Source organism: Granulicatella sp. zg-ZJ (assembly GCF_010892355.1).
Taxonomy (GTDB): domain Bacteria; phylum Bacillota; class Bacilli; order Lactobacillales; family Aerococcaceae; genus WM01.
The window spans coordinates 26,553-41,010 of sequence record NZ_WNJY01000020.1 but is presented as its reverse complement, the minus strand read 5'-3'; the positions used below and the strand labels follow the sequence as shown (position 1 = coordinate 41,010).

Annotated in this window: 14 protein-coding genes; 2 read left to right on the top strand and 12 right to left on the bottom strand. The window is 33.0% G+C overall.

Annotation, left to right across the window (positions count from 1 at the left end; translation table 11 throughout):
• Nucleotides 1-164 precede the first annotated feature (164 nt).
• The 6 genes from ptsP to GMA11_RS06530 form a co-directional block, all read right to left on the bottom strand.
• The gene (ptsP, locus tag GMA11_RS06555; RefSeq protein WP_163546391.1) at nucleotides 165-1,892 is read right to left on the bottom strand and encodes a phosphoenolpyruvate--protein phosphotransferase; all 1,728 of its coding nucleotides are present in this window, start codon (nucleotides 1,890-1,892) and stop codon (nucleotides 165-167) included.
• Nucleotides 1,892-2,158 (bottom strand): phosphocarrier protein HPr, encoded by a 267-nt coding sequence (locus GMA11_RS06550; protein WP_163546390.1) that lies wholly within the window; start codon nucleotides 2,156-2,158, stop codon nucleotides 1,892-1,894. The genes ptsP and GMA11_RS06550 overlap by 1 nt, the downstream gene beginning before the upstream one ends.
• A 390-nt stretch (nucleotides 2,159-2,548) precedes the next feature.
• A complete protein-coding gene (gene msrB / locus GMA11_RS06545) occupies nucleotides 2,549-2,989 on the bottom strand; it encodes a peptide-methionine (R)-S-oxide reductase MsrB (RefSeq protein ID WP_163546389.1) in 441 nt (146 codons plus the stop codon).
• 18 nt (nucleotides 2,990-3,007) lie between these two features.
• The gene (locus GMA11_RS06540; protein ID WP_163546388.1) at nucleotides 3,008-4,177 is read right to left on the bottom strand and encodes an FtsW/RodA/SpoVE family cell cycle protein; all 1,170 of its coding nucleotides are present in this window, start codon (nucleotides 4,175-4,177) and stop codon (nucleotides 3,008-3,010) included.
• 3 nt (nucleotides 4,178-4,180) lie between these two features.
• Nucleotides 4,181-5,092, bottom strand: a complete 912-nt coding sequence (locus tag GMA11_RS06535; RefSeq protein ID WP_163546387.1) for a YihY/virulence factor BrkB family protein — start codon at nucleotides 5,090-5,092, stop codon at nucleotides 4,181-4,183.
• A gap of 137 nt (nucleotides 5,093-5,229) precedes the next feature.
• Nucleotides 5,230-6,429 carry a murein hydrolase activator EnvC gene (locus tag GMA11_RS06530; RefSeq protein WP_163546386.1) on the bottom strand — a complete coding sequence of 400 codons (1,200 nt, stop codon included), beginning with the start codon at nucleotides 6,427-6,429 and terminating at the stop codon, nucleotides 5,230-5,232.
• 210 nt (nucleotides 6,430-6,639) lie between these two features.
• Here GMA11_RS06530 and GMA11_RS06525 point away from each other — a divergent pair, with 210 nt between their 5' ends.
• Together GMA11_RS06525 and GMA11_RS06520 are read left to right on the top strand one after the other, a co-directional pair.
• Nucleotides 6,640-7,452 (top strand): Cof-type HAD-IIB family hydrolase, encoded by an 813-nt coding sequence (locus GMA11_RS06525; RefSeq protein ID WP_163546385.1) that lies wholly within the window; start codon nucleotides 6,640-6,642, stop codon nucleotides 7,450-7,452.
• Nucleotides 7,453-7,770: 318 nt separating this feature from the next.
• A complete protein-coding gene (locus GMA11_RS06520) occupies nucleotides 7,771-8,763 on the top strand; it encodes an O-antigen ligase (RefSeq protein ID WP_163546384.1) in 993 nt (330 codons plus the stop codon).
• Between the two features lie 369 nt (nucleotides 8,764-9,132).
• Here GMA11_RS06520 and GMA11_RS06515 read toward each other — a convergent pair whose 3' ends face one another.
• From GMA11_RS06515 to thiI, 6 genes are all read right to left on the bottom strand, one after another.
• A complete protein-coding gene (locus tag GMA11_RS06515) occupies nucleotides 9,133-9,834 on the bottom strand; it encodes an ABC transporter ATP-binding protein (protein WP_163546383.1) in 702 nt (233 codons plus the stop codon).
• A gap of 11 nt (nucleotides 9,835-9,845) precedes the next feature.
• The gene (locus GMA11_RS06510; RefSeq protein WP_163546382.1) at nucleotides 9,846-11,012 is read right to left on the bottom strand and encodes a hypothetical protein; all 1,167 of its coding nucleotides are present in this window, start codon (nucleotides 11,010-11,012) and stop codon (nucleotides 9,846-9,848) included.
• Nucleotides 11,009-11,983 carry a hypothetical protein gene (locus GMA11_RS06505; RefSeq protein ID WP_163546381.1) on the bottom strand — a complete coding sequence of 325 codons (975 nt, stop codon included), beginning with the start codon at nucleotides 11,981-11,983 and terminating at the stop codon, nucleotides 11,009-11,011. The genes GMA11_RS06510 and GMA11_RS06505 overlap by 4 nt, the downstream gene beginning before the upstream one ends.
• Before the next feature lie 50 nt (nucleotides 11,984-12,033).
• Entirely contained in the window at nucleotides 12,034-12,432 is a 399-nt protein-coding gene (locus tag GMA11_RS06500; protein WP_163546380.1) for a hypothetical protein, read from the bottom strand.
• 342 nt (nucleotides 12,433-12,774) lie between these two features.
• On the bottom strand, nucleotides 12,775-13,239 hold the full coding sequence (locus tag GMA11_RS06495; RefSeq protein WP_163546379.1) for an 8-oxo-dGTP diphosphatase: 465 nt from the start codon (nucleotides 13,237-13,239) through the stop codon (nucleotides 12,775-12,777).
• A 16-nt stretch (nucleotides 13,240-13,255) separates the two neighbouring features.
• A complete protein-coding gene (gene thiI / locus GMA11_RS06490; RefSeq protein WP_305037705.1) occupies nucleotides 13,256-14,458 on the bottom strand; it encodes a tRNA uracil 4-sulfurtransferase ThiI in 1,203 nt (400 codons plus the stop codon).

Sequence of the window (14,458 nt, the reverse complement as noted above, 5' to 3'; positions counted from 1 at the left end):
ACTCACGAGAGATAGCCATTTTTTACAATATAGTTCTTTATTTATCATTTTTAAATGTAAAATCCAACGTATTTTTCAAAACTGGAAAAATACGTTGGATTTTTTAGATATATTGTCAACAGTCTGAACAAGCGTATCACTAGGATACACTTGTTTTTTTGTTATTATAATTGACTTACTGCTTCTTCAACTAAAGCAATGACTTCATCTACTGTTGTACATTCATTTACTGCTTTATCGGCTAATACTTTCATATCAGCTGTATCTAATTTTTTCATTAAACTTCTTGTTTTTAAGATACTTGACGCGCTCATAGAGAATTCATCTAAACCTAAACCAACTAATAATGGAACAGCCATTTGATCGCCACCCATTTCACCACACATACCTGCCCATTTACCATTAGCATGTGCTGAATCAATCACATGTTTAATTAATGTTAAAATAGACGGATTATATGGTTGATATAAGTAAGATACTTGTTCATTCATACGGTCTGCTGCCATTGTGTATTGAATTAAGTCATTCGTTCCAATACTAAAGAAGTCAACTTCTTTAGCAAATTGATGCGCTAATACAGCTGCTGCTGGAATTTCAATCATAATCCCTACTTCAATATTGTCAGCTACCGCAACACCTTCTGATAACAATTCAGATTTTACATTTTCCAATACCGCTTTTGCCGCACGGAATTCTTGTAATGTTGCAATCATAGGGAACATAATACGTAATGTTCCATATACAGAAGCACGTAATAAAGCACGTAATTGTGTTTTAAACATATCTTCTCTATCTAATGAAATACGAATAGCACGATAACCTAGGAATGGATTCATTTCTTTTGGTAATTCTAAATATGGTAACTCTTTATCGCCACCAATGTCCATTGTACGTACGACAACTGGTCGACCGTCCATGCCTTCAAGAACCGCTTTATAAGCATCAAATTGTTCATCTTCTGTTGGGAACTCTGCTGAATCCATGTATAAAAATTCAGTACGATACAATCCAACTGCTTCTGCACCATTAGCATGTACACCTTTTAAATCTTTTGGTGTACCAATATTTGCTGCTAACTCGAAGTGTTTACCGTCTTTTGTGATTGTTTTTTCGTTTTTCAATTTTTCCCACTCTGCTTTTTGGTCTGCAAAGTTTTTAGCTTTTGTTTCAAATTCAGCAACTGTTTCTTCATCTGGATTTACAAAGACATTACCGTCTAAACCATCAATAATTAACAAATCACCTTGTTGAACATCGGCTGTCACTGTTCCCGTTCCTACAATGGCAGGAATTTCTAAAGAACGCGCCATAATAGCTGAGTGAGATGTACGTCCACCAATATCTGTAATAAAACCTTTTACATATTGACGATTTAATTGTGCGGTATCACTCGGTGTTAAATCTTTAGCAACAACAATTACTTCTTCACGAATTGTTGCTGGGCTAGGAATTTGAACACCTAATAAATTCGCCAATACGCGTTTTGTTACGTCACGAATATCCGCTGCACGTTCTTGCATGTATGGATTATCTGTCATAGACTCAAATAATCCAATAAACATATCTGTTACTTCTTTCAAAGCACTTTCAGCATTTGATGCATTGCTTTCAATCGTTGCTTTTACTTGACCAACTAATTCAGGATCTCCTAAAACCATTAAATGCGCTTCAAATACTTGAGCTTCTTTTGGTCCTAAATTTTCTAAAGCAACATCACGAATAGCTTCAATTTCAGATTGAGATTTTTCTAAAGCTGCTTGTAAACGTGCAACTTCTGCATCAATATCTGTTACTTTTTTTGTTTCAAATGACAAGTCTGGCTCAATCAAGCGATATGCTTTAGCGACCGCAATGCCATCACTTGCTGCAATACCTTTTAAATGTTTTGTCATTATTCAGCCAATCCTTCTTTTTTCATTGCTTCATCAATCGCTGCGATTGCTTCTGCTTCGTCAGCACCTTCAGCTGTAATCACAACGTCAGATCCTTGACCAACACCTAAAGACATAACGCCCATGATTGATTTTAAGTTTACTTTTTTACCTTTATACTCTAAATTAATTTCTGAACCGAATTTGCTTGCTGCTTGCACTAATAATGTTGCAGGTCTTGCATGAATTCCTGTTTCTGCCACTACATGATATTCTCTTGTTTCCATAATAAAAACTCCTTTGTAATAATTATGTTAGAGCTTTCAGGCCCTTGCACAACTTAATTCTACCATGTTTCAAAAAAACTCTCAATCTTTTTTTATGTTTATTCATGTATTTCTCGTCATAAAAAACCTTTAAAATAAAGGGTTTTCATAAACAAAACACCCCCTTTCCATTGGTTTTCTAAATACAAGATGTCCTATTTCTAATATTTACATAATAGTCATTATATACATGATTTATATACACTAACTAAATTTGAATATAGCGTGCTAAAAAGGCTTAAAAACGGTCCTATAATAAATCGTGTTGGTGGGAATAATCTACCAACACGATTTTGTATATAAAAGTGGACAAAAAAAGGCTTAAAAACACTGTTTTCAAGCCTTTACATATTATTTATTAAATAATGCTTTATATTTTTCATATCCTTGTGCTTCTAATTCTGAAACAGGTACAAATCTTAGTGCCGCTGAATTAATGCAGTAGCGTAATCCTCCTAATTCTTCTGGTCCGTCATTAAATACGTGTCCTAAATGTGAATCTGCTTGTGCACTTCTTACTTCTGTTCTCACTCTAGCAAGTTTTTCATCAAGATGCTCTGTTAAAAAATGATCTTCGATTGGTCTTGCAAAAGAAGGCCACCCACAACCTGCGTCGTATTTATCAGTTGAGCTGAATAAAGGTTCTCCACTAACGATGTCTACATAAATACCTTCTTCATAAAAATCATCATATTCACCACTGAATGGTCTTTCAGTTGCTGAATTTTGTGTGACTTCATATTGAATATCCGTTAAACGTTGTTTTAATTCTTCTTTATTATATTTTGTCATATTTTTTCCTTCTTTCTTTTAAATAATGTGTATACCATAATAACTTTTTGTATGATAACGCATTGACATAATTAAGCCGACACCTATCATATTACCTAATAACGCAGAACCACCTTGTGAAATAAAAGGCAATGGAATACCAGTTAAAGGTAAAAGACCAATATTCATTCCGATATTTTCAAAAACGTGGAACATAATCATGGAAATAACGCCCACAGAAATATACGTGTAAAATTCATTCTTCGTTTCAAAGCAGGTTCTTACCATTTGATAAATCAATGTAAAGTAAATGAAAATCAAAAAGACAGCACCTAAAAATCCTGTATTTTCTCCGATAGTTGAAAAAATCATATCGGATTCACGAATGGGAATATGCACTTGAGATATTCCAATCCCTTTTCCTAAAACACCGCCTGTTGCTATTGCTAAAATGGCATTTCTAACTTGATAAGACCCTTGTGCTGCATGAGAAAAAGGATCTAACCACGCATCAATACGTGTAAATTGGTACGGTTTAAAACCGAAAAACATCAAAATATGCCGATGATAAACAGCCAAATATAAAATCAATGCACCGAACAAAAAAACACCTAAAAATAGTGGTAATAGAATTTTAGAGGAAATACCCGACATCAAAATAATCCCTGATACAATCGCTAAAATAACGAGTGTTGTTCCTAAGTCATTTTCTAAAATAACAAGAACGGACATCGGTAGTGTCCACAAAAAGATTTTCAGTAATAGTTGCCCATCTGTTCTTAATGTACGTTCTCGATACGTGACATTATGGTTTGTCACAACTCGAGCAAGCATTAAAATCAACGCTATTTTTGAAATTTCTGCAGGTTGAAAACTAAATGTCCCAAATCTAAACCAGCTTCTTGCTCCAAAAGTTGCTGCTGTTGTTTTGTCATAGAAAAAAAGCACAGCAACCAGTAAGATAATCGCACCGACATAAATAAAAGGTACTAATTTCCATATTTGTTTTGCATCAAATTGCATAATAATGGCAATCACGACACTGCCAAGAATATACCACACAATATGCATCACTGTTGATTGTAAACTTCCTTCATTGATTAAAACGGTTGTGGCATATAATGTTAATACACTTATGACAAATAAGATAAACACGGTTAAAATAATGCCATAGTCGATGCGTGTTATCTCTTTTACTTTTTGACGCATTCTTTACAAAACTCCTTCATCCACATTTTCAAAATCTTTAGAATAATATACTTCTTTGATATGCTTTTGTTCGTACTGTGCTTTTTTCAGAAAAGGCATATATTTATAGTCATGATACAAAACATTTAACCATGCTCCAAACAAAATAACCATAGATACGACGTATAACCATAGCATCAATACGATAAAAACACCAATTGTACCGTCTGTTAAAGCGTTGTTTGTCGCATTGCCAATGTAAATCGAATATAGTTGCGATGCCAACAAAATACTTGTCGTTGAAAAAACAGCTCCGGGTAAGGCATATCGCATTTTCCATTTGACATTTGGTACAGCGTAATACATAACCCACAACAAAATAAAAATAATGCTAAATGCAACAATCCATTTGAAGTTATCAAAAATAACGTCCATACCTCCACGAATAATCGTAAATTGTTGCAATAGCCTTAAAATAGTGCCTCCATAAGCAAACATTAAACCGACTAGCATAATAATGATCACAAACATTAACGACATAAAAAAGGCAAATAGTCTTGACACTAAAAAATTTTTTCGTTCTTTTGTGTGGTAAATATCATTCAGTACTTTTTGAATGACATTAAACGCCTGCGAACTTGACCACAAGGCAACGATAATCCCTAAAAATAAAGAGCTACCACTATAAGAATGTAAATAATGTTGTAACATTGTGTCCACTAATTCTCGAATACTTTCTGGTAAAAATGTGTCTAAATACTCTTTCACACTGTCATAACTAATCGGTAAAAGAGGAATAATATTCCCAATCACAAGAATGATTGGCACTAATGATAGCAAAATATAAAAAGTTAATTGTGCTGCTTGAGAGCCAATATCGACACGTTTCATATTAAAAGATACAGCCTGTTTAAACACTCTTAATTTTTTTAACATGTCATAACTCCTTACTTTTTTATCTTCATTTTATTATAGCAAACTATACTCCAATAAAACAGTGCGAAATTCTTTTTGTTTCGCTTACATAACAAAAAGTTTGGCATCAATCTTTTCACAGATTGATGCCAAACTTTTTAATGTACATATAATGCTGGGTTGACATATCCCGAGTACATTTGTGTAGACATACCAAAATGTAAATGGATACCTGTTGCTAATCCTGTTGCACCAATAACACCTAATGCTTGTCCTTGGGATACTGATTGTCCAACAGATACTTGTAACGTGCTTAAATGCCAATAATGTGTGTACATTCCGTTCTCATGTTTAATAATGACACCAATACCACCATAACTATCTTTACCTGCAAATACGACAACTCCTCCGGCTGAAGCGGTAATTAAAGCTTGTGAATTACCATTCACATAATCTATGCCATTATGCACATCTGTATATTTCTGTCCATTTAATAGAGTCAATTGTCTAGCCACGCCAAATGGACTTGTCACAGTTGGCTGACTAATTGGATAAACAAATCCTGTTTGTCCTGTATTAATAACTGTCGATTTTGCCAAAGCAATTTGTTGTATCCGTTCTTGTTCTTTTTTTAGCGCCTCTTGTCTGTCTTGTTCTCGACGTTTTAGTTCTTCATACTCACGCTTTGCCTGCTCTTGTTTTTCTTTCGTTTTTTCAATATCCGTTTCTAAATCTTGCTTATCGCTAGCTAATTGTGACAAAGCTACTTCGATTTCTGTTGTTTTAATGAGTAAATTTGATTTTAAAACATCCAACTCTTTCACACGTTGTGCATCTTCCAATGTGATTTGTTCCAGTTTCTCTCTCTTTTCATTCAACTTATCTTTATCTATTCGTTGCTGTTCTAATATATCATTTGATGCACGCGTCAATTCTGTCAATGCTAACACTTTTGAAAGTGCCTCTACAATATTTTCCGACGCTAAGATAGACTGGAAGAAATCGTCTGTCGTATCATCGACTTGTATATGTCTTGCTTGCTCTTTAATACGTTCATCACGTTTGATAATCAACTCCTCTAATAAGGCACTTTCTTCTTGCAATCTTTGAAATTCTTTTTGATTATCTTCTATCTTCTTTTCTACATCATGTATCGTATTTTCAAGCATTTCGATTTCTTGCATCGTTTGTTTTAACTCAGAAGATTTTTCTAATGTTGTTGCATCAATTTCTTTTATTTTTTCTTTTTGTTGAGAGATTTTTGTATCGTATTCGTCTGCAAAAGCAACCGGTATAACTACTTGGCATAACAAAGCACTCATACAAAAAATAGCACATAATTTATAATGCTTATGCATTCGTTTCACTCTCCTGTCTTTTTACTCACTTTTTATTTAACTAACTTTTCATTAGTAGACAATAGACTAACACATCCTTTTAAAATCTCCTAGTAAAAACGTACCTATTTACAAAAGTGTAAAGTTTGTCATCATTTTGTTACATACTACTTTTACAAAAAAAATTTAATTATGGTATAATAACAACATTCTATTGATTGGAGGAATTTTATGGAACCTTATGTGATTGCACTTGATTTAGACGGAACACTATTAAAGTCTGATCATACAACATCAGATTTCACAAAAGATGTCTTAAAGACACTACAAGACCAAGGACACCACATCGTCATCACAACGGGGCGTTCATTTCGTATTAGCGAGGATATCTATCACTCTCTATCGCTAAAAACACCAATGATAAACAATAACGGCGCATTGGTACATCATCCTCTAGACAAAGAGTGGGAACATTATCATCAACACTCTATTTCACTTGACACAGCAAGGAAAATTATCGCCTTACAAAAAGAGTTAAATCTTGGATTTATTGGAACTGAAACACGTCATAATGTTTATGTGTCGACACTAGATTTACCAAAAAGCGAGTATTTCCCAGAACCTGTCAACGGTTTTCAACTGCTTTCTCAACCAGAGGTTTTACCGGAAGAGCCTATTTCTTTTGGGTGGTTTTCATCATTAGAAGAACAACCTATTATCAAAAGCTACTTAAAAGAGCATTTAAACACATCATTAGATATTCGTACATGGGGTGGTGCTTTCCCCTGTTTAGATATTACACCTGAAGGTGTTCATAAAGCAGCTGGTTTAAATTATTTATTGACTATTTTAAACGTTCCTAAAGAGCGTCTTATTGCTTTTGGTGATGAAGATAACGATTCAGAAATGCTATCTTTTGCTGAGTATGGTATTGCCATGAAAAATGCCATCCCTTCCATTAAAGCAATCACTAAATACGAAACAACATATACAAATGAAGAAGATGGTGTCGCTCACTATTTAAAATCTTTTTTTAATATATAAATCGTTCGCCTCATTCTTTTTTAACAAACAAAAAAAATCTATATGTTTTTACCGTTATTTCAGATATAATATAGACGCTATATCATGTCAGTGTACATGACTAAAGGAGGCGTTCTCTTGTTTTCAAATATAAAGGCAGTTTTTCAACGTTTTGAGTTGAACTGGATCTTCATTTTCACAACGATGACAATGATGCTTCCGTTCCCTATTGCCTGTATAGGTATACTCTTAGCTACTTGTTATTTACTATATAAAAAGTCTTTTATAAACTTAATCAAACATTCTTATATACATAAACTCATTTGGCTATTTTTTCTTTTGTCTAGTACCGTATCTGCACTAGCACAAAATTTAATTGGTTTTTTTGTAACAATAAGTCTTGTTGTTTTCTATATTTACTTTACATATTACACAACACTTATTGACAAAAAAACATTCCAAAAAATATTAGATATAATGCTTCATTTTAGCATTGTTCATGCAATATATGCTTGGTTAGAAGCGTATCATATCTTACCACCAATTGATTATCATGCAATGAGCAAACATTTCATTACATGGAATGACGGACGAGCAGATTCATTTTTCTTTAATCCAAATTATTATGCCTTGGCATGTGGATTTTTCATTTTAATCGCTGGATATAAAATGTATCATGCAAAATGTCTAAAAAAACAAGGCTGGTACGCTTTTATTGCCTTTTTAAACGGTTGTGGTCTACTCTTTACATTGACACGAACCATTTTACCTTCCTTGCTTATTTCATTGATAACCTTTGGATTTTTAGTTGAATCAAAAATATTTAGACGTTTTATTATCGTTGCATTTATATTGAGCATCATTTCTGTTATTATTTTTTACAGCAATGTTCCTCGCTTTGAATTAAATTTAATTGACGAACACATTGATATTCGCACAAGTATTTGGCAAGCCTCTATAGAAGAATTTTGTCATAAACCATTCGGTCAAGGTCCTTTAACGTATATGACGATTTATGAAAAATATGCAAGTTATCCAACACAACATGCACACAATATGATTTTAGATACACTATTAAACTATGGCTTTCTTGGTGCAAGTTTGCTGATTGCCTTATTCACAAAATTACTTATCCAGTTACATCGAATAAAAAACACTGGATTATTAAAATCTCTACGTGCTCTATGTATGAGTTTTATTACCCTCGTTTTAGTTAGCGGATTGTTAGACGTCACGATTTTTTGGGTACAAACGCTATTTATTTTCATGACCGTTTGTCTAAGTACAACAAATTTATTAAAAGAAAAACAAAACACATCTCCTTCATCATAAGAGATGTGTTTTGTTTTTCTTCTTTACATAATGTTTATAGTAATATCGTATACATCTTTGATTAAACATATTAAATGACATCCACATAACTCAAGACTAACCGTTTGAACTATTAGGACACTACCTTTTTAATGTTACTGATTAACTCATAAAAGATAACGCCTATTACTCTATTAAATCAAAGATGTAACGCTACTCAAAAAGGCTTGAAATCAATATGTTCAATGAAATGATGTCAAACCTTTTTACTATTTCAGAAAGTATTTCATCAACCACTATCCGTTGATATAAACGACAGGCTTCCCTATTTTTACTTTTAAATTAATCTCTTACAATAAAACATCATTTTTGCCGGTTTTATGTTTAGCCTCATTTTGATTGTTCAAAATATGACAACGATTGAATAACATCAGAAACAACTTCTCCGTCATTCAAGGTTACAATACGTTCACACTGTTGTGCAATATGCTCATCATGCGTCACAATAATGACAGTACGCCCTTCTTCATGTAACGATTTTAAAATATCAAGAATTTCTTGACCTGTTTTGGTATCCAATGAACCAGTAGGTTCATCTGCCAAAATGATTTCAGCTTGTTTGACAATGGCACGCGCAATAGCAACACGTTGCTTTTGCCCTCCCGATAATTGATTAACTTTTTTCTGTTTTAAATCAGCAATACCAACTAAATGCAATGTTTCATCAACACGTTTTTTAATATCTGAAATAGATGTTGTTTTATCCAACAAAAGAGGTAATGCCACATTACTTTTTACCGTTTCCTGCTCGATGAGTGCAAAATCTTGCATCACAAAACCAACGGTATTCAATCGTATATTTTGTTGTGCCTTTTTCGTAACCACTTCATTATGCAGCACATACGTTCCCGATGATTGTTCTGCCAACCCTCCAATAATGTGCAATAATGTTGATTTTCCAGAGCCAGATTTACCAACAATTGCCACAAGCTCACCTTTATTGATAGATAATGTGACATCCTCTAAAGCCACACATTCATTCTTTTTGTTTTCTTGAAAAATTTTATGGATATGATTTAATTGAATTGTCATCGTTATCCCCCTCACTCATAATAATATTGGAAAACACCTTGTTTTTTCAAGGCAAGTAACGAACATCCTAAAGTCACAAAAACCATGATACTAACAATACCTATCATTGTGACTAAATGGGACGGATTTATATAATAGAAGTAATAATGTCCTCGTCCATCTGATACGTATCCTAATATCATCAATCCAGCAAAGCATAAAATACTCAATACCCCAATCAAACACATATACAATGTATAGATGATGCCAATTTCTTTTAATGTTGCCCCACACATGTGCCAAATAGAAAAACGACGTAATTGTTGATACACATTTAACACAGATACACTAAACATTCCAATGACAGAAGCAAATACGACAACGACCATATTGATTAAATCTTTTTTAACTTTATCCGCATTAAGCTCTTGCGTTTTTTGTATCATATCAGACACAATATCTGCTTGACCAAGTTGAGATAGCTCTGATTGTAACGCTCTTACCTTTGTCATCTCTGTATCTGGTTTAATGTAAACCATGATATTTTCTTCATAAGGATTCACTTTTCCTCTTAATTCATCGGATATTCGTCCCAATAGAATCGTTCGCCCTTGTATAATATTTTGAAAAATCATAGTCGTATCTCCTAAATAATTTCGTCCTCCTTGTGACCAAAATAAAGGTAATTTAGCAATATCGTCTGATTGTACGACTGTAAGAATTTTCTCTTTACCGTCTATCATTGCTTTAATCGTATCCCCTACTTGATACACTTTATTCCCATTTGAAATGGCAATTACTGGTAATTTATCACGTTCCGTATTTAAAATAGGATATACTTTTTCTACCGTTAAAGCATCATATAAAAGCATGCCGTGTGTATCTTTAGACGTCTGTACACTAACTTCTTCAAATGTAGAAACCCCCTCTACAAAATCATATTTTTCAAGTATTCTTTCTACTTGAGGTACTAGTCTTTGTCTTAAACCTATATCGTCTATATGTCTTGATATTGGAGCAAAATTTATACTTTTTTGTAAACCACTTTGCGTTAATACTGCTTCATTTTGAAACATATTATCCGTACGATTTAAAACAATATTGAATAAAGAAAACATAAAGGCTAATTCAAGACAAATCAATAGATTCAACCATTTTTGTTGTTTAAAAATAGTTAATGCTAAATAGATTTTTTTCATTTTATTCCTCCTTTACGTAACAAGACTATAAAAACAAGACAAACCAATACTAAATTGATAACAAGCGGAGTCATGCATAATATCCATAGATATTTCAGTAATAGAGTATTTCCTAATATTGTATTTAGTGTCACAAACCCAATAAAAGCAATTAGAAAACTGATAACATAAAAAATAATTGTTTCTATTAGTAAATAAAATAAGATAGATAATTTTTTCATTCCTAAAAGGTCATAGATTAAAAACTCTTTTGCTCGAGAGCGAAGCATAAACACATAGAGTGAAAGAATATTTAATAAAATGATAATACTAGCCAGCATTAATAAATATTTAAAAACTTCTAGCTCTGATTTTTCTGCTTGATCCATTTTATTTTTCACTGAAACATTAAAATGATTTTCAATATATTCTTGAATACTTTTTATCGAAAAAACAAACTCTGATTTTACATGAACGTGAATACTGCTCGGTTTGTATCGTTTTTTATAATGCTGATAAGACATTTGTACCGTTGCAATAGGATCATCTATTTCTCCTATTATATGATACTCTTGATTATCTAAAGTTAATTTTTGTGTCTGTTTTAACTCATCATAAATCCTAGATGACACAAAAATATCATTTTCTTGTTTTAAAGCCTCATCTTGTACATGAAGTACAGCGATAACAGAATAAATAAATTGTTCAGGAGCATATTCACTTTTTACTTTTGTATTGAACTCAATTTTTTCAAACCGTGTATCTTTTTCTAAAAATTCCCACAGATTATCTGACATCTCCATTGGGTTTAAAGTCAGTTCGTGATTATATGGTTCTTCCTTAGCTTTCTCAATAAATTCCATTTGTGTGTGGTATAAAAATAAAAATGCACCTATTCCCATAGACATGACAAGCACATAAATAAAGGTTAATAATTTATGATTTTTGATAAATCTACTTAATAGTTGATTATATAATATGAGTAATTTCATGATGTCACCCCTTACAAATTACAAAATACTGATACTCATTTCTTTTATTACTAGCGAATTGTTATTGATGATGTACCAATTTTAGATGTTGCTACACCATATGCATAAGTAGCTTTATCTTGTCCTCCCACTTCGGCTACTTCATAGACATCTTTACTTACTTCAGAAGCTCTTCTTTCGCTTTTAGTTCCATCTGGTGTATATATAACGACATATACATCATTAGAACCCGAACCACTCGCATATCCTTTCATATATGCATCATCATGCGGTAGTGGAGTGCCAAAATCATATTCTGTTAATGATTCTGCACCATTTCGCTTCATTTGATTGATACAATACTCATTAGGACTACCCACTGCAGCGCCCGCATAGACAGCGGTTCCAAAAACAAGCGAACAAGCCACTCCTGTTAGAATACCTAAAGTTTTTTTATTTGTTCTTTTCATAAAACTCATCTCCCAACCTGATTTTTCCATATTTTTCAGAAATGAGTACCAGCTACACTTTTATCATAATAATAAAAAGTGTTTTTGTCAATTAAACTTAACAAAAATCAATATTTATAAAAAGAAAGATTTGTATACCCCTTAATTTATAAATAAAAACACCCAAAATTAAATGTATTTTTATACAAAATAAAGATTTAAGGCGAATTTTGGTACTTTACCCTATAAAAACGTCATAAATCCAACAAATTATAGCAATCTATAAGCAGTATTTGGGAAATAAATAGATAAAAAATATGCCAAGTAATAGTCGGTACGGCTATTGCTTGACATATTTGATATTTACTCATAAAACAGCACATGATGATGTGCTAATCGTCCATTATTATACTCCATTTTCGCAGAGAAAAATGGTTTCTTGTTTAATAACCAGTCTAAAAAAAGTAAATCACCTTCCCATGTTGGTTTTTCTCTTACTTTTTCATAAGGCACCCACTCTAAACTTCCTTCATCACTTTCAATGAGATTTCCTGAAAAAGTCGTTGCTGTAAAGACAAAAACATACCAATCTTTAACACCATCAAAATTAGGAAAAGTAATTACTCCATTTAGTTTAGGGTTATTGAGCACTAAACCCGTTTCTTCTAACACTTCACGTTTAATACATTCTTCCGGTGTTTCTCCACGTTCCACCTTTCCACCAACACCAATCCACTTTCCTTGATGAACATCGTGTTTCTTTTTATGTCGGTGTAATAACAAATAAGATGTACCATTATCAATATAACATAATGTGGCTAGTTGCATATAAACACCTCGAGTTCTATAATAAATCTTCTACATCTTCATCAAAGCGTGTTTGTACATCAATCGGATAGACTTTAATACCGTCTACTGCACGTTTTACTAAGGCATCCACGTCTAATCTTTCTTCATACACACGGACTTTTTCTAGATTTGGTTTTGTTTTTGGAGAGGGTGGTGCAAATACTGTACAACAATCTTCAAAAGGTTGGATAGATAATTCAAATGTGTCGATTTTCTCTGCAAGTGCAATAATATCCAATTTATCCATTGCCACAACAGGTCTTAAAATAGGGGTATTTGTAACTTCGTTAATTGCCACCATACTATGCAATGTTTGAGAGGCAACTTGCCCCATAGATTCCCCATTTAAAATGACTAATCCATCACGTTTTTGACGAATAGCATCAGCAACACGCAACATAAATCGTCTTGTGATGGTCATCAAATATGCTTCGGGGCATTTTTCTTTAATCGTTTCTTGAATTTCTGTGAACGGCACTTCAATAAATTGAATAGCCCCACCGTACAATGCTAATTTTTTTGTTAACTCTTGTGTTTTTCTTAAAGACTGCGGACTTGTATAAGGCGGACTGTAAAAATGAACCATTTCCAATTCTAAACCACGCTTTAACGCTAAATAACTGGCAACTGGAGAATCAATACCACCAGAAAGCATCATCATGCCTCTTCCACCTGTGCCAACAGGCAATCCCCCTGCACCTATATACGTTTGAGTACTAATATAAACAGCATGTTTTCTCACTTCAACTTTTATATTGATGTCGGGTTGTTTGACTTTTACTGTTAATTGAGGAAACGCATCTAAAACCATTGCCCCTAATTCACGATTCAACGTATTCGTGTCCATATCAAACTCATGGTCAGCACGTTTCGTGGAAATTTTAAATGTTTTATCAGATAAATCCATATTGGATAATAAAGCATAGATTTGTTGGAACATGGCTTCAAGAGATTTTTCAACCGTATAAATTGGCGAATAACTCTGTATCCCAAAAACATGTTTCAAACGCTCTAATACGACCTCTTCTGGTGCTCCATTTAATGTGATATACATAAAATCATAGTCGGGATTTACTTTTATTTGCTCAAAGTCTTGTAAGACATGCCTCACATTTTGTGCCAATCGTTGTGTAAAACTTTTTTTATTTTTCCCTTTCGTTGATAATTCGCCATAACGAACCATAATTCTAACGTTCAT